This window comes from Sutcliffiella sp. NC1, assembly GCF_027594365.1.
Lineage (GTDB): Bacteria > Bacillota > Bacilli > Bacillales > Bacillaceae_I > Sutcliffiella > Sutcliffiella cohnii.
Window position 1 is genome coordinate 1,970,332 of sequence record NZ_CP115153.1, and the last position, 16,732, is coordinate 1,987,063.

21 protein-coding genes are annotated in these 16,732 nt (G+C 36.2%); 15 read left to right on the top strand and 6 right to left on the bottom strand.

What is annotated here, in order from left to right:
- Positions 1-48: 48 nt before the first annotated feature.
- Both O1A01_RS10020 and O1A01_RS10025 read left to right on the top strand, forming a co-directional pair.
- Complete coding sequence (locus O1A01_RS10020; RefSeq protein WP_066416929.1) at positions 49-444, top strand: hypothetical protein; 396 nt, start codon at positions 49-51, stop codon at positions 442-444.
- Between the two features lie 508 nt (positions 445-952).
- Positions 953-1,513 carry a sugar O-acetyltransferase gene (locus tag O1A01_RS10025; protein ID WP_270066154.1) on the top strand — a complete coding sequence of 187 codons (561 nt, stop codon included), beginning with the start codon at positions 953-955 and terminating at the stop codon, positions 1,511-1,513.
- 84 nt (positions 1,514-1,597) lie between these two features.
- Here the strand turns inward: O1A01_RS10025 and O1A01_RS10030 are convergent, their stop codons facing one another.
- The 4 genes from O1A01_RS10030 to O1A01_RS10045 all read right to left on the bottom strand — a co-directional run bounded on the left by O1A01_RS10030 (position 1,598) and on the right by O1A01_RS10045 (position 4,235).
- Positions 1,598-2,683: a copper resistance D family protein gene (locus O1A01_RS10030; protein ID WP_270066155.1), complete on the bottom strand. Its 1,086-nt coding sequence runs from the start codon at positions 2,681-2,683 to the stop codon at positions 1,598-1,600.
- Between the two features lie 3 nt (positions 2,684-2,686).
- Positions 2,687-3,268, bottom strand: coding sequence for a copper resistance CopC family protein (locus O1A01_RS10035; protein WP_270066156.1), 582 nt, complete (start codon positions 3,266-3,268; stop codon positions 2,687-2,689).
- A 227-nt stretch (positions 3,269-3,495) separates the two neighbouring features.
- Positions 3,496-3,903 (bottom strand): hypothetical protein, encoded by a 408-nt coding sequence (locus O1A01_RS10040; protein ID WP_270066157.1) that lies wholly within the window; start codon positions 3,901-3,903, stop codon positions 3,496-3,498.
- 86 nt (positions 3,904-3,989) lie between these two features.
- Complete coding sequence (locus O1A01_RS10045; protein WP_270066158.1) at positions 3,990-4,235, bottom strand: hypothetical protein; 246 nt, start codon at positions 4,233-4,235, stop codon at positions 3,990-3,992.
- 148 nt (positions 4,236-4,383) lie between these two features.
- On the opposite strand from O1A01_RS10045, the gene O1A01_RS10050 reads away from it, so the two are divergent.
- The 8 genes from O1A01_RS10050 to O1A01_RS10085 all read left to right on the top strand — a co-directional run bounded on the left by O1A01_RS10050 (position 4,384) and on the right by O1A01_RS10085 (position 11,814).
- The gene (locus O1A01_RS10050; protein WP_270066159.1) at positions 4,384-4,737 is read left to right on the top strand and encodes a cupin domain-containing protein; all 354 of its coding nucleotides are present in this window, start codon (positions 4,384-4,386) and stop codon (positions 4,735-4,737) included.
- 123 nt (positions 4,738-4,860) lie between these two features.
- The gene (locus O1A01_RS10055) at positions 4,861-5,112 is read left to right on the top strand and encodes a hypothetical protein (protein ID WP_270066160.1); all 252 of its coding nucleotides are present in this window, start codon (positions 4,861-4,863) and stop codon (positions 5,110-5,112) included.
- A 189-nt stretch (positions 5,113-5,301) separates the two neighbouring features.
- Positions 5,302-7,260 carry a SpoIID/LytB domain-containing protein gene (locus tag O1A01_RS10060; RefSeq protein ID WP_270066161.1) on the top strand — a complete coding sequence of 653 codons (1,959 nt, stop codon included), beginning with the start codon at positions 5,302-5,304 and terminating at the stop codon, positions 7,258-7,260.
- 160 nt (positions 7,261-7,420) lie between these two features.
- A complete protein-coding gene (locus O1A01_RS10065) occupies positions 7,421-8,212 on the top strand; it encodes a hypothetical protein (RefSeq protein WP_270066162.1) in 792 nt (263 codons plus the stop codon).
- Positions 8,212-8,673: a glycine zipper family protein gene (locus O1A01_RS10070; protein ID WP_270066397.1), complete on the top strand. Its 462-nt coding sequence runs from the start codon at positions 8,212-8,214 to the stop codon at positions 8,671-8,673. Before O1A01_RS10065 ends, O1A01_RS10070 begins: the two co-directional genes overlap by 1 nt.
- Before the next feature lie 24 nt (positions 8,674-8,697).
- Entirely contained in the window at positions 8,698-9,210 is a 513-nt protein-coding gene (locus O1A01_RS10075) for a CBO0543 family protein (protein WP_270066163.1), read from the top strand.
- Between the two features lie 105 nt (positions 9,211-9,315).
- A complete protein-coding gene (locus O1A01_RS10080) occupies positions 9,316-10,314 on the top strand; it encodes a DUF3231 family protein (RefSeq protein ID WP_270066164.1) in 999 nt (332 codons plus the stop codon).
- Positions 10,315-10,503: 189 nt separating this feature from the next.
- On the top strand, positions 10,504-11,814 hold the full coding sequence (locus O1A01_RS10085) for an MFS transporter (protein ID WP_270066165.1): 1,311 nt from the start codon (positions 10,504-10,506) through the stop codon (positions 11,812-11,814).
- A 165-nt stretch (positions 11,815-11,979) separates the two neighbouring features.
- On the opposite strand, the gene O1A01_RS10090 is transcribed toward O1A01_RS10085, so the two are convergent.
- Entirely contained in the window at positions 11,980-13,194 is a 1,215-nt protein-coding gene (locus tag O1A01_RS10090; protein ID WP_270066083.1) for an IS4 family transposase, read from the bottom strand.
- Between the two features lie 378 nt (positions 13,195-13,572).
- Between O1A01_RS10090 and O1A01_RS10095 the strand changes: the two genes are divergently transcribed.
- From O1A01_RS10095 to O1A01_RS10115, 5 genes are all read left to right on the top strand, one after another.
- On the top strand, positions 13,573-14,424 hold the full coding sequence (locus tag O1A01_RS10095; RefSeq protein WP_270066166.1) for a DUF4037 domain-containing protein: 852 nt from the start codon (positions 13,573-13,575) through the stop codon (positions 14,422-14,424).
- A 21-nt stretch (positions 14,425-14,445) separates the two neighbouring features.
- Positions 14,446-14,697, top strand: a complete 252-nt coding sequence (locus tag O1A01_RS10100) for a hypothetical protein (protein WP_270066398.1) — start codon at positions 14,446-14,448, stop codon at positions 14,695-14,697.
- 34 nt (positions 14,698-14,731) lie between these two features.
- Entirely contained in the window at positions 14,732-14,941 is a 210-nt protein-coding gene (locus O1A01_RS10105) for a hypothetical protein (protein WP_270066167.1), read from the top strand.
- A gap of 263 nt (positions 14,942-15,204) precedes the next feature.
- A complete protein-coding gene (locus O1A01_RS10110; protein ID WP_270066168.1) occupies positions 15,205-15,669 on the top strand; it encodes a hypothetical protein in 465 nt (154 codons plus the stop codon).
- A 39-nt stretch (positions 15,670-15,708) separates the two neighbouring features.
- Complete coding sequence (locus tag O1A01_RS10115; RefSeq protein WP_270066169.1) at positions 15,709-15,909, top strand: helix-turn-helix transcriptional regulator; 201 nt, start codon at positions 15,709-15,711, stop codon at positions 15,907-15,909.
- Between the two features lie 68 nt (positions 15,910-15,977).
- On the opposite strand, the gene O1A01_RS10120 is transcribed toward O1A01_RS10115, so the two are convergent.
- A complete protein-coding gene (locus tag O1A01_RS10120) occupies positions 15,978-16,577 on the bottom strand; it encodes a histidine phosphatase family protein (protein WP_270066170.1) in 600 nt (199 codons plus the stop codon).
- Positions 16,578-16,732: the final 155 nt, after the last annotated feature.

The following is a 16,732-nucleotide window of genomic DNA, read 5'->3' on the forward strand; positions in this document are numbered from 1 at the left end:
GAAATTAATTTCCGAGAATCTATTTTTTAACAGTGAGGTGAAGGATTCGTGAAAAGATACTGTTTTATTATGTTTATGATTTCTATTATCGCTGGTTGCAGCCAAGAAAATAATGGTGCTTTTTATCCAGCTTCTATTCATGAAAAAGAAGTGTCATCTATTGAAATTTTTGATTCCAGTACAAATGACTCTTTAATAGAGTATTTTGAGGCTCCGGAAAAGCAAGTAATAAGTAAGGTGATTGAAAGTGCAGAGCAGATCGATTATATAGAAGATAGCTTCGAATATAAGGTGGAAGTAAAGTTTGGAGATAAAAGTACGGAAGATTATTGGTTTAACTTTAGCGAAAATCGTTTTGAAAAAGGAGATCAACATTACAACATCGATACCGACTATCAGAAAGATATTCAAAAAATTTTAAGTCGACTAGAAAGTGAAGATTAAATGTTTGTTCACATGAAGAAAGGGGGAGGAATGGTGCATAACATTATTGACAATGAACGAGAAGGTCACGAATGGCTACTAGTACTAGTTGTTATAGCCTCATTTCTAACATTTAGGAAGATCAATAAACTGGAAAAATATAAGAGCAAACTTTATGGGAGGTTTAAGTTTTTCTCTCGCCATTTATAAAATAGCGAGGATGGAGTTCGGTGATAAATAAAAGCCGGTCGTTGATAAATAAAACGGGTTCGGTGATAAATAAACGGTGGTCGTTGATAAATAAACTGGGTTCGGTGATAAATAAACCGGGTTCGGTGATAAATAAACGCTGGTCGTTGATAAATAAACCGAGTTCAGTGTTAGTAAAATCTCCGTTCATACATAGAATCAATTAGTTTTCCTTGTTTTACAGAATTGGACAACTTTACCTTAGCTGAATGAGTCTGTTATCCTGTACATACAAGTTTTTGCACCGCTATCATGAACTTCGAAGGGATGAAACGATCAAATGAAAAGCGAAAAGCAAAAAATGTTGGCTGGAGAAATGTATGATCCTGCTGACCCTATTTTATTAAAAGAGCGTGAGGAAGCAAGGCGTAAAGTTAGGATTTACAATCAAACATTAGAGACGGAAGCGGAAAAGCGTACACAGTTATTGAAGGAGTTACTCGGATCCACAGGAGAAAATGTTTATATGGAGCCTAATATCCGTTTTGACTACGGATACAATACACACGTAGGTGAGAACTTTTTTGCGAACTTTGACTGTACAATATTAGATGTTTGTGAAGTACGGTTCGGGGATAATTGTATGCTTGCACCAGGGGTACAGATCTACACAGCAACACATCCCTTGCATCCAGTAGAACGAAATATAGGGAAAGAATACGCAAAACCGATCAAATTTGGAAACAATGTATGGATTGGTGGAAACGCAGTTATCAATCCTGGAATTACGGTAGGAGACAACGTCGTAATTGCATCCGGTGCAGTCGTCACGAAAGACATACCAGACAACGTGGTAGTTGGAGGGAATCCAGCAAGGGTCATAAAGCAGATAGAATTATAGTGGAGAGAGGGACGGGATACCATATTTTGGTGGGACGCGGAACCTGTCCCTCTGTCCACGGTATCTGTCCCACTGTCCCACCATTTAACGTAATACAACTGAAACCATTAACATAATGTAAGTACTTAATACAAATAGGCAACTAAAAAAGAAAGATGCTATATGGGATGCTTTTTTGTACGTTAATGCCATTAACCCAAAAAATAATAGGGCTATAAAAAAGAAACAAACTGTATAAGCATTTACAGCAAAGCCGACTGATTGAACCCCATCGATGATTGTTCCGTGAAATAAACGAAACAGGGGTGAAATCGTTTCATTCGTTAACGAGCTTACTTGAGGCGCTTGTTGTGTATAGACAGCAGTTATTGCAAATATGATGAATAAGAGGAAACTTTCTAAACGAACCCATGGAAGTGGATTAAACCTATCATCTTTTCTCAGTTTATATTTTACAATAACCCCATTTATGAGTGCATAGAAAAGAACTGGCAATAGAAATAAATGCTTCACTAACAATCCTTGCCCGTAAGAAATTGTCCACGATTTTACATATCCATCCGTTAGAATATCCGACATTACGATCCCACTTAAAAAAGTAGCTGTCAAACAGCCAAACGCCACGATGGAAAACCAGTCCAAAAATGCAAGCCAATTTTGATTATTTTTAGAAAACAGAGCGATAATAAGCAAAATCCCAACCCAAACGCTTGCAGCTAGTAAGTGAATAAAATCACTAATAATTCCTAAGCTCGGTTGCATAGCGCCAGCGTGGCTAGACCAAGCGACTGTTAAAATAATCCCTAACGTTAATAGTGTACCGATATAAGCAAAACTTTTCTTTTCTGTAGAATACGTAAAAATAATGAAAAGCACTAAAAATATAGATGCTAGTAAAGTGAAGCTCCAGGCAGCTCCGACTGTGTAAGAAGTCAGTACTAGTGTAAAGGATTCCATCAGTCCCATGCGTGGAGCGATATAAAGTACGATATCTAATACTGAAAAGAAAGCACAAACTGGTATGAAAATGGCACTAATAAGCATGAGGCGCTTTGAAAAATGAATGTCAGGACGGTATCGGTTAGGGACTAGTAACAGGATAAAGCTTCCCACTAAAACCGATACCGAAAAGTATAAAAGAACCTGACTAATAATGTTTAGTAAACTCATCTATTATTTCCTTTTTTTAGCGAGAAAAAAGAATCCACCAGCAATAATAGCTACTAAAAGTACAATTAGAATAATCATCATAGAAGAAGAACCCTCGTTTGCTTCGTCAGCAGCAATCTCTTCTTCTGTTTCTGCAACATCTTGGTCTGTTGCCTCATCAGTTGTTTCCGGCGTTTCTGCTGGCTCTTCTGTTATTTCTTCTTGCTCTTCCACTTCAGGTTCTGCAACTGGGGCATTAACTGTAAAGGAAAAAGAACCTTCTAACGGATGACCGTCTGCGCTAATAACGCTCCAATTAACATCGTAATCACCATTTTCAAGTGGAGCTGCTAGTGCACCAGTTAACATATTTTCTTCAATAATATGGTCCTGAACTTCAACCACTTCCCCCGCGGTGGTTGCAAGGTCAATGTAGCTACCTTGTTCAATATTGCCATCAAATTCAAGAACAATTTCTTGTAAGGATTCTGTGAGTACTTCTCCATCTGAGGGGTTGGAGCCTACAAAGTGAGAATGAGCTAGTACCATTTTTGACATCGTCAATACTATTAAAACAGTTGTTGCTATTGTAATAATTCGTTTCATACTAAATTCCTCCTAAAACTTCCTACTATTAATTATTGGATGTTAAATAATAAGTTAACCTCATCGAGTGTGCGATTATGGATACTTTTTACTATTGGTACACTGTATATCTTGTAAACGGGGCGAAGACTCCTTATCATTCATTTCGTTTTTTAGTATATAAAGAGAATGTGAAGTGGCTGTGAATATTTTTTATCGGTTGAATGAACATAGGTAGGGACGAGAATCTATTCTTCTATGTAATGAGTTCGGTGATAAAAAAAGGCGGGGCTGATAAATAAATCGGGTTCGGTGATAAATAAAATTAGGTCGTTGATAAATAAAGTGGGTTCGGTGATAAATAAAAAGCGGTCGTTGATAAATAAAGCGGGTTCAGTGATAAATAAAAAGCGGTCGTTGATAAATAAATCGGGTTCGGTGATAAATAAAAGGCGTTCGTTAATAAATAAAGCGGGTTCGGTGATAAATAAAAAGCGTTCGTTGATAAATAAATCGGGTTCAGTGATAAATAAAAGGCGGTCGGTGATAAATAAATCGGGTTCAGTGATAAATAAAAGGCGGTCGTTGATAAATAAATCGAGTTTGGTGATAAATAAAAATACGAGGTTTTTAAATAATTGCTCGGATACAACCATTTTTTGATTCTTACTATGTAATTATTGATTTAAATCGACAGAGAGACAGTGTTTATCCAACTGTTGACCCATCCCTCTGACCCATTTTAAACAAACTCTAGCCACAATTCTAATTGTTTAGCAGCTTCGGAGTTTAATGTTCTTATTGGATCAAGTAAAATTTCTCCTTGCTGGCGTTTTATTTCTTTTGCTAAAAGAGGGATGTCCTCCAGTAAGCCAAAGTCGATTAAATTGCTTAATGCTCTCATTCGAAAAAACTCGTTTTTCAACGTGTTAATTTCGAAGTATTCCAGCAACATTTCCACCATAATGTCTAGAGGGTATTCTCTCAAGTAATATCTCTCCCTTATTTTCAGATTAGGGTATAAGGTCACTTGGTTATTTTAACACAATATCAGAATATTGGGATAAACACTCACTATTTTAGAATTAATCGTTTATAATTGGATTATTAGAAGACTATTTTTTTAGGAGGATTTTATGGAATTTTACGCATTCAACAAAGAAAATGGTAAAGAAATAACGCAATTCAATTCGGACTTTATTATGGCTCGTATTATACAAACGAATATGAAAGCTAATATAGGATGTATGCACTTAGAGCGAGAGGGAATAGTTGGTTATCACCAGGCAGTAGTCCCGCAGTTGTTGCTCGTAGTAAGTGGGGAAGGTTATGTTCGTAGTGAGAAAGAAGAATATGTAAAAGTTGTACCCGGAGATGCGGTTTTTTGGGAGAAAGACGAGTGGCATGAAACGAAAACGGATGTTGGGCTAACTGCTATTGTCATCGAGAGTGAGGAGTTAAATCCTAGTTTATTTATGCCGAAAAAGTAATAGTTTGTTGGGAGGAATTAATCACATTAAAAATCCCATAAACATCCACTATCTATTACCCTAAAAAGTTATTAATATTATGTTGCTAGGCACACTAGTAATTTACTTTTTGGGGGAAATGAATTGAAAAAAGTAACTTCGATTCTATTAATTTTATTATTAGCTTTTTCAAGTTTTCCTATACAAAACTTCCACGCAAGTGCACAAACTACTCAACAACCTAATGTTACCGTTAAATTAGTAAACTATTTAGGTAACGTTCATGAGCTTACCATTAATTTCACAGGCAACTATGTTTTAAATAATAATATTCAAATTGAGAACGGAAAAACGTATCGCTTAAGAAATGAGGGTGGTTCGCTTGTCCTTATGTAAGGCACTACTCGCATTCACACGTTTAACGAATTTTCGTTTGTTCCTAGTATATACAATGAAGAACATCGTATTCGCATTAACAATCGTCCTTATTTAGGAACGATCCGTTTTGTTGCGGAAGGTTCTTTTGTAAGACCAATAAACACAATCCCAGTGGAAGACTACCTTAAAGGGGTTGTTCCATCTGAAATGCCAGCTTCATGGAATGTAGAAGCATTAAAGGCACAAGCAGTTGCTGCCCGTACGTATGTAGCAATGCAAGGAAATAAAGTGATTGACGATACAATTAATTTCCAAGTGTATGCTGGGTACGCTTGGCATGCAAATAGCACTAGAGCTGTTAATGAAACGAGCGGTCAAACATTAATGCATAACGGACGGTACATTTCTGCTGTTTACTCTTCCAGTAACGGTGGAAGAACGGAATCAAATGCAAACGTTTGGGGTGGGACAAGTCTTTCTTATTTGCCAATAAAAGACGACCCTTATGATTCAATCGATGCTTGGAATTTTACCATTAATAAAACACAAATTGACACATCCAATTTAAACTTATTAACTCCTGAATCGTGGTGGTCGCAAACGAGAGAACGAGACACTACGATTCCAAATAATATTAAAACGTGGTTGTACAACAATGGATACTCCAATACAGAAATAAAAATCGTCTCGATTCCGACAATGAACTTTTCGAATCAAGTAACATCAGGGGGGCGAGTAAGAAATGGTGATATTACTGTTCATTTCTTTGTTCGATCTCTTGCTACGAAAGATTTTGTAAGAAATACAGATGGTACGATTAGACTTCATACTGTGGAATTCAAAAATACAACAGCACAACGAATTCGTGCGATGATTGGAATTAATTTAATCCGCAGTTATTTAGTAGACAGTGTAAGAGAAACCAATACTTCCATCGTAGTGAATGGTCGAGGGTGGGGCCATGGTGTAGGTATGAGCCAATGGGGTGCAAAAGGAATGGCGGATCGTGGATTTAAAGTAGCAGAAATACTGCAATTTTATTATCCAGGAACAACTTTAACGCCAGTTATCCAATATGCAGCACACCCAGTAAGTAATGTTCAAGAGCAAGTGACACCACTGCAAATAACAAACGAGCGCGTTGAATATGACGCTAAAAATGACCAAATAATTATTAGATACTCCTTAAATCAAGATGCACCTGTAACAATTACAGTGCGAGATTCGGCAAATAAAGTTGTTACGACACTCATTCGTGATGTAACGAGAAAGGCCGGGGACCTTGCCCAGTTTTGGACAGTTACTTCCGTCCCTAATGGCACTTATTCTTATACGATAGAAGCAAAAAATTCGTCAGGAGTTAGTGCAAACGTACAACATACACTAGCAAAAGCTACGCAACAAACTGTTCAACCAGTCGTAACAGAGCCTGTTCCAGAGCAAGTTAGTCAACCGAAAGAACAACCAGCTACAAGTGAGCCAGTAGTTCAACCGAAAGAGCAACCGGTAGCGAGTCAACCAGTAGCTCAACCCGCGCCACCAAAAGTTACTACGCCACCTGCAACAACTGTTCAACCTAAATCAGCGACGCCTTCAGTAGCTGCTGTTGGTACACGAGTTACAGGGAAAGTAAGCGTCAATGTAGCAAACATTAGGAAGTCGGCAACTACTTCATCAACAATCGTTGGTAAAGCAAAAAGAAATCAAAACGTAAATATAGTAGGTAGAACTGGAGAGTTTTATCAAGTTCAGGCCGGGTCAGTTCGAGGCTTTATACACGTAAATTTATTAACAATTAATCAAAGGCTATCTAATAAAAATCATATAGCAGTTGTTATTAATGGAAGAGTTGCTAATGTGCAAGGAAATGCATTAGTTCGTAATAATACACTGTATGTACCAATAAAAGGGGTAGCAGATAACTTTAAAATGAGTTATCAATGGAATAAAAAAACGAACAGAATAACAGTTCGGGACAAGCGTTCCAATGGAATTATGGATGTGAACAATCGAAACGCTACTGTTAACGGGAAAAAAGTAAAACTAACACAAGCACCTCAAATAATTAATTCTCGAGTGTATGCTTCGTTACGAACAGTAAATGAAACAACCAAAGCAAAAACACATTGGGACTCAAAAGCAAGAATTGTATGGATTACTAGATAATTAGATGAAAGGATGGACAAGATTTCTTGTTCATCTTTTTTTGTGGGAAAGGGACCTGTCCCTCTAACCCTCCACCTCACGTATAATTTGAATCAAATAGTTTAACATAAAATTGTAAAGGTTTATCAATCAAAGTATAAAGTTTTGAGGCGATTATAATTTGAATAATTTCAACTCTACTAATAAAGAACGGCGGTTTAAAGCGCATGTAAGCGCTCTTGGTACTACGCAATTACATTTGAGAAATCCATACATCATTGCGTGGTGGTCAGCAGCATTTCCAGGTTTCGGACATCTGCTTCTATCAAAATATCTTAGAGGGTATGCATTGTTTATATGGGAGATATTAGTGAATAATATGGCAAATATTAATCATGCAATGGTTTATTCCTTTACCGGGAATATTGAGATGGCAAAAGAGGTTCTCGAACCTAGATGGATGCTTTTATATATTCCTGTTTATATTTATGCGATATGGGATAGTTATCGTACGTCTGTTGATATGAATAAAGTGTTTATATTAGCGGAACACGAAAATGCTGATTTTAACTCATATACGATTGGTGCTTTAGAAATAAATTATTTAGATAAAAGAAGACCAATCATGGCAATCATTTGGTCTCTTTTTACACCTGGACTAGGTCAACTGTATATACACCGCGTAATTACTGCGATTTTTACAATGGCCTTTATGATTTTATTTGTATATTTCTCAAATATATTAGTTGCGTTTCATTATCTTTTTTTAGGGGAAATAGCGAAAGCAACAGAAGTAATGAATCCACAATGGTTACTTTTTATTCCTTCCCATTTCGGATTTTCAATTTATGATTCTTATGTAAATACGGTTGAAAATAATAAACTTTATGAGAGTGAACAACGAAAATTTTTGACAGAAAAATATCAGCAATATCGGGTGAAGTTTCCAAACACAATGGAGGAGGTTAAGTGATGCAAGTCTTCTCTACTTTTGAACATTCGTCCTATCTTGAATTAGCCATTTCTTCCTTAGAGAAATCAGGTATAAAAAGAGAAAGTATTCTTGCTGTGCCCCTGAATAGCCGTATAGAAGAAAGACGGTTGTTCGATACACTTCACCGAGCAGATGGTGTTAGTTTGTTTGATAAGGGGGCGGCAATTGGAACGGCATTTGCTGTTATTGGAGCGAGTGTCGGTTTTGTTTTAGAATGGGGACCAATATATTGGGGGTTAATTGGTGCAGCTACTGGATTTATTGTAGGGTTTCTTATTGACTATTTTATTTATAAAGTCGTTCGTAAACGTCATAGGGTCATAAAAGGTAAGAAATCTGAAGTCATTATCGTTATCGAGTGTCCAAAGGAATTCGTGGAGAAGGTAGAAGAGATTCTTTGGGAAAATTTAGCGTTAGGTGTAGCAAGGGTGGAAGAGTAAGTAATGGAGGAGGTGTATCAATAAGTGCAAGGAAATAAGAAAGTGGATAAGTATATATTACGAAGCTTATTTGTATTTGGAATTGGGTTGTTAACATTTGTGCTTAGAAAGCCACCAATTAAAGACTGGTTATTGGTTTATCTGTGGAATGCCGTTACCAATGGAATAATTGATAAAGTAATTGTATCTTATAAAATTGTCCAATATCCTACACGTCAATTTCCAAAACTATTTAAAACAAATATTTTATTTGATTATTTATTATACCCAACAATGACAATTGTTTATAATCAGTTCACAGATAAGGACAGGCCAAGCATTATCTTTTTAAAACTTTTCTATTTCACTATTCCAATGCTTTTAATAGAACTTTGGGCAGAACGAAAGACAAGTTTAATTGAATTTAAACGAAGTTGGAAATGGTATCACTCATTTATTAGCCTAAATGTAAAATCATTAGTAACAAGACTCTGGATCGGGTGGGTGAGAAAAGTAGCAGAAAAACAAAAAATCCAGGAGAGTACAAATATTAATTAAGATGTGGACAGGGAGTCAGCTCAGTACCGAACCTGTCCCTCTGCCCACTCATGGAGAATATTTTTGTTTTGAAAAGAGATATTATAAGAATAAGAGGCGAATCTATTGAGCGAAAAATCAGAAATAGTTAAATTAACAAGTGCAGAAATTTCTGGGCTTTGGTCTACTTATATGAATATCAATGTAGTAATTTGTTTCATTGCTCACTTCCAAGAAACATGTGATGACCCCGATATACTTGAAATATTGAAGGAGTCTAATCAATTAGCCCGAAAACACGAAGCTGAAATAGAACAGTTATTTTTAAAGGAGAAAATCGTGATTCCTACTGGTTTTAAAGTGGAAAAACATGTTGTCTCTCATGCACCAAAGTTATTTTCGGATGTGTTTTACATACAATCTGTTTTACAAATGAGTCAATTTGGAGTTGCTACACATACAGCGAACCTAACCATGTCTGCAAGGGAAGATATAAGGAAAATGTTTAAGCAATACATTGATGATGTATCAGATTTTTATAACAAGGTTGTAAATTGTATGCAAGAAAAAGGGATTTATATAAGAATGCCTTCTATGAATTACCCATCAGAGGTGGATTTTATTAATAAAGATAGTATTTTGACGGGCTGGTTCGGCAGAAGAAGACCATTGTTAGCGATGGAAGTTACACATTTAGCACTTAATGCCATCCAAAATAATATGGGAAAAGTAATATGTACCGGTTTTTCACAAGTAACGAAAGATCGTGAAATTCAAAATTACTTCCTAAGAGGAAAACAGTTATGTAAGCAAATCTCAACATCCGTTTATGATATTTTGGAAGAAAATGATGTACCTCTCGGAATGTCATCGGATCAAAGTCTAACAAAGTCTACCGTGGCACCTTTTTCTGAACAGTTTATGTTATATGTTATCGGCATACTTTCTGGTTTAGGAATTGCTGGCTATGGTGCCGGATTATCGACCACTATGCGAAGAGATATTAGTGCCATGTACGCAAGTTTTATTACTAAAACTGGCGCATTTGTGGAAGATGGTTTGAACTTAATGATTGAAAGAGAATGGATGGAACAGCCTCCGAAAATAGCAGAGCGAGAAGGGTAATATGGACAAAGGTTTCTTTGTCCTTTTATTTGTGTACGATGGAATCTGTAAAAGAAAAGAATAGGCTGACTAGAATAACAGCAACTGATATACTTAGAAAAAAATAGACAGAGGCATCCTTTTTCATCCATTCATTAGGAGGACAAGGGACCTATGTCCACAATAATAGATGAATTGAGGTCCTAACTAATGGCTAGTAAGTCTTTTCAAATAAATAAGAGTTACATAGATTCTGAAGAAAAACAAAGGATGTTATATAAACGCACGTTAATAATTGTGAGTATTTCACAGATTTTTGGTGGGGCAGGATTAGCAGCTGGTATTACCGTAGGGGCTATTCTTGCGCAACAGATGCTTGGAACAGATGCATTTGCTGGACTACCTACAGCTTTATTTACGTTAGGTTCGGCAGGGGCAGCATTAGTCGTCGGGAGACTTTCGCAACGTTATGGTCGTAGGACGGGACTAACAGCTGGTTTTATAGTAGGTGGACTAGGAGCAATAGGAGTTATCATTGCGGCACTAATTAATAGTATATTCCTGTTATTTATTTCCCTGTTTATTTATGGTTCAGGGACAGCAACCAATTTACAAGCTAGGTATGCAGGCACGGACTTAGCAACTAGTAAACAGCGAGCAAGAGCTATTAGTCTTACGATGGTGTTTACCACATTTGGTGCAGTTGCTGGTCCAAACTTAGTAAATGTCATGGGGAATGTTGCTGTATCAATTGGAGTTCCAGCACTTGCAGGACCTTTCATTTTATCAGCTGTCGCATATATTCTAGCGGGTCTTGTCCTTTTCATCATGCTTCGTCCAGATCCGTTAGTTATTGCTAGAATGATAGAAGCATCCAAACTAGAACAACATTCAAAAGTGCAGACAGCATTAAATGAACATGTTGAAAATAAAAGAGGAGTTATCGTCGGTGCGACTATTATGGTGCTTACTCAAATCGTAATGGTGGCAATTATGACGATGACACCGGTTCATATGCAACATCATGGTCATGGCTTAGGGGCAGTAGGGCTTGTTATTGGTTTTCATATAGGGGCAATGTATCTCCCTTCACTCGTTACTGGTTTTTTAGTTGATAAATTGGGGCGTACTGTAATGGCTATAGCCTCTGGAACTACATTACTTTTAGCAGGTGTAGTAGGAGCATTTGCACCTGGAGATTCCATGGTTTTTCTAGTCATTGCTCTGTCTTTACTTGGTTTAGGTTGGAATTTTGGATTGATCAGCGGGACTGCACTTATTGTGGACTCTACCGAATTTTCAACACGAGCAAAAACGCAAGGTAAAGTAGATGTTTTAATTGCACTATCTGGTGCTGGTGGGGGAGCATTATCCGGAATGGTTGTCGCCGGCTCCAGTTACACAACCTTATCCTTAGTTGGTGGAATTTTATCCTTGTTACTTGTTCCAGTAGTAGTCTGGTCTCGAAGAGCAAAAAAAGCTGAAATAAATGTCCAAACTAAAGGAACAAATGTAGGATAGTTGTGGACAGAGGTGTGGACATAGGGACAGGTCCCACTAGCGTTGCACGATTTCCTCTTAGTTGAATTTATGTATTTTTTTTCAAGTCGCTTTTGTCCGCATAAAGAAAAAAGGGAAACGAGGTTACTTTCGACTTTGTTCCCTTTTTTTTACAATTGTTAATTCCTATCGACGTTTTCTTTCCTTAGTTCCCTTTTTATCCAAAGCTACATTTCCAAGTTCCGGCGACACCTTTTGTTTTGGTATTGGAACCTTTTGTCTTCCTTTAGACGTTTTTTTGTTTTTCTTATTTAACGCTTTAGTAAATGAGCCTACTGTTTTATACAGATAGGTTTGTAGTAGTCTAAAGAATTCCCAAGGTGTCTTTTTAGAGTTAGTTTGGAGTTTAACGATTAAAGTTAACCCATATGCAATCAAGGCTAAAAACATTTGATTCCATATTCCTTGCGGCTTTGTACTCCATATTTTTGTAAATCTTAAGTGCTGTTTGATCCATTTAAAGAACAACTCTATCGTCCATCTTGCTCGATATAATTCCATTATTTGTTGATCTGTGAGGTCAAATCTATTCGTTAGAATTCTATACGTTCTTTGTTTTTCATCGATGAATTCTACGTACCGAACTGGTGGTTGAGAAACAGTATAGGATACTTTTGCGTCTTGAACCACGGATGAGTGGGTAGGTGTATATTCTTCCAAGATACCCAATCGCAGTGACTTGGATACCCGTGCTACAAACGATATCTCCTTCGCTTGCCAGGATTGCAGATTCTCTCTTGAAGGATAGCCACGGTCCATTATATAGATATAGTCTGATTCTTCTATCATTACATCCGAACTTTCAAAATCACTTAACCTTCCGGAAGATGGTACAATCTTGTCTGCATATACAACATCGGGTGACGCAACCATTAGTCTTGTATGCATTTTAACGCCAGTTTTCTTCTTCGAAATCTTTGCCCAGTCACATAAATTATGAGGTAACTTTATTTCAGTAGAATCAATAATTCGTAACCTACCTAACCCATTTGGAAGTCCCATTAACCCTTTAGTAAGTTGAGAGAGTTTCTCTACAACTTTTATAAATAGTTTTTGTACTAGTTCAGTTGGCAGTTCGTTAATTCTACGGCTTAACTGTGATCTACTGATTTCCTCTATCCCAATTTCCATACGAAGCTCTGGATAAGCCTCAAGCTTTTCTTCCATATGGCTATAGGAACTCCAATGATCCAGTTGAGCAGCTACAAACGTTTTAACCAATGATTTAGTTGAAAGTTTATAGTTACTATAATCCAATAATGGACAATCAAAATCCTCAGTAGGAAGAAGTGATAAACATTGACAAATAAGCATTTCACGTTCTATACTATCTTTATTCATTTTTAAAGCTCCTTTGTAGATGACTTGTTTGTTTAAGGGAACAAAACAAGGTCACACATTCTACAATAGGAGTTTTTTTATTAAATGTAAATCCATAATTATTGAAATTATGGATTTTTTTGGAAGTCATGCAACGCTAGTGGACAGGTCCCTTGTCCATCCATTATTTGGTAGGTAGTGACCTGTCACCATGACCAACCTTCTTTATATACAACGAAAACATACCGCAAAGAGAGTGCATAGATCATATTCTCTTTGTGGTTTTTTTAGTTACTATATAGTAAGGAATCAAAGTTGCCGCTCAGAAAGACATATGAAAATATTGACAGTATAATCCAATTGAGTTAGTGTTTCAACTATTGAAAGGGGAATGGTTTTATGAATTTAAAGAAATTAGCAGATGTAGTAGCAAAAATATACAAGTTGAACCCAAAGGTTGAAGCTGTTTTACTAGGAGGTTCCGTATCAAGGAACTGGGAGGATGAATATTCCGATATTGAATTGTTCGTTTTTTGGAATGAAGCACCATCAGATGAGGATCGAAAAACTCCAATCAAAAAGGTAAAAGGAGATATTATTGACTTTCACCCGTTCGAAGATGATGAATGGTCTGAAACGTATACAACTGAAGAGGTTAAATTAGAAATAAGTAATTTTTTAACACATACAATAAAACAGATAATAGATGATGTCACCCTATCATTTGACACAGATTTAGATAAGCAATGTATCGTAGCAACGGTTCACGATGGAGTTTCACTCAGTGGAGATTTAGTGATTAAAAGTATGAAGGAAAAAGTAAATAGCTACCCAGTAGAACTAAGTCTAGCAATGATAGAAGAAAATATTCATTTAGGAAACAGATGGAATAATCGGGAGGCACTGCTCAACCGGAAAGATTGGTTAATGCTTTATAAGGTAATGGTAGAGGTGCAAACGAAAGTGATGGGAATGTTATTCGGATTAAATCGACAATACGTGCATCACCCTGCATTTAAATGGCAAAAACAATCACTACAATCAATGGATATTACCCCAGAAAATATAGTAAATCGGTTAGATTCCATCTTTCTGGATCACCCTTCCAATTCCGTAAAAGAATTAGAAGACATAATTGGGGACGTTTATGAACTTATTCAACGAGAATATCCTCAAATAGATTTATCCTCGGTTATCGATAAATCGTTATTTTTAAGGCCGAAACGTGAAATAAGGATAATGGAGAGATAGGGAGGATAGCTAAAGGTGCAGATGAATAATAGAAAGCTATGTATTATTTTATCCTACCTCTGCTTTTTTATAGGAATGGCAACGTGGATACCTAACTTTTTGTTTCAGTACGGGTATGGCTATTGGCTTCTAACTTTTATCATCAATCCAATTGGGATTATATTTGGATACGTCGGAAACAGCAAAGTAACCATGATTATAAATATTATTATGACTTTTAGCTTTTTTATTTTAATGTTCATCGGCTCCTTATTGGAAGCATTTATTGCTTAACAAACATAGAAATTAAATGATTAGGGGGAGAGGGATGCAAACTAATAAAGACAATAAAAATCGTAAATTAGAAAACTATTTAGTTTATGGAATGGTTTGTGGATTATTTGGTGGCTCGTTATTAAGTACGATTGGTATGATGGTAGGAAATTCTTTTATTCAAATTGCCGGCTTTGGAATAGGTTTTTCTTTAGGAATGACACTAGCTGCTTTACTGTATTACTATAAAACTAGAAAAAGTTAAGGAGTTTTTCGTTTCTAGGTTTTTAAAAATAATTAGGACATAACATTCTTTAATGATTTTAAAGACGTTATGTCTTTTATTTATTTGTTCACTCCCTATATTAATCTATAAAAAATATTCTTCTAGGAATATTTTAGGACTTTTGTAGGAGAATGAGGTATGATGTTTAATACAATTAATGTATAAAATTACTAGATTTTTCTGTGCTATTCTTTTAATTTACATCAATGCAGTCAATTTTACCTACAAAAGGAGAGAGAATTTTGTATAGCGGGGAAATTAAAAAACTTGCATTACCTTTCATGATCGTTCTTCTTTTTTTAACATTTGCTTTCACTTCTATAATCAATTTTGGCATGAATGATTCGGTAGCATTCCAAGAAATTAAGCAGGGAGCCAAGCAAGTTATTGAAGAAAACATGGATAAAACATTCATTGGTCATATAGAGGTCATGGAAGATGATAATTTAATAGATGGCGGTTATGTTGTGACATCTCACCTTAAATATGAGAATACGGACATCAATGAAACGAAACAAATTATAGAATTTTATAGTGATCAGCTTGCGAACGAACTAGCGGATTATAATGTGAATAAAGTAACCGTGTTCTGGGAAGTTCCTCATCTAGAAAAAGATGACAATTTAGCTAGATTCCATTTTCAAAGAAATGGTGAAAAAATTCAGATGAAAGAGCGTTGGTTTGCGCTTTCTTTTAAAGATACATAATTGGATTTTTAAGATATACAACGAGAAGGAAGGACAGTTATGATTAACTCGGTTGGCTATAATTTAAGAATGCTAAGGTTTGAACGAAATTACACACAAAAATTAGTTGCAAAAGAAATGGATGTTTCCGTACAAAGAATGAGTGCGATAGAGAGAAATAAGCAGGAAATAGATGAAGAATTACTGAAAAAACTTGCAGAATTTTATGGGATACGTGAAGAAGACATTTTAGGAAAATAGGGAGGGACAGTGGACAATTTTTCTTTCACATCCGTTTTTGGGACTTTGAAAATATCAATCCACTGTTATTACTTCATTAAATTGATCAATTCCTCTAATGAAAGTCGACCTATCACTGCATATCCATTCCCTTGCCCAAGCGGTTTTACAATAACTGTACCCATATCCGGAATATTCCCCAAACCAGATCCTTCTGGGAAGTTATGACCGATGATTACTTTGTTTGTTCTAAAAGGTGGAGGGCTTTCTAGCACTAAGTTCAGAGTATTTAGTATTCTTAATCGCTCCGAATCACCTATAATCCCCCCTAATCTATATACGTCAAACCAAAATCGATCAATCTGAATATTGACCAATCCAAAAGCAAGGGCGGCTGTTTCTATATTTCTACAAAAAGGGCTTGAAATTATAGGTTTTAAAATTGGAATTCGCAAGCGACGTATCGTTTCGCCATAAATAATCGCTTGTCTTCTTCCAGTAGAGGAAAGATTTCTTTGGGTCGAACAATCTTGAAAGTTAAGGTTCGGTTGATCGACTCCAACAGTTGCTTCGGCATGCCTCGCATATAAAATGTATCCTCCTTCTAGCAATGAGTCTAGTAACGAACGTGTTTTTGGATATGGTTGTTCTCCAGTGAATGATACACGTTTATATGATTGTTGAATCACATTACTATCTCCTTCCGTTGTATATTGTAATGTATGTTATCGGGAATGGGTTGTTGATTGTAGATGGGTTATGTGGGGGAACAAAAAGGAGAAGTGCTCTTTTTGTGGAAGTTATTCTAATCGATACCAAACCGTTATTGGAGGGGAGGTTAAGA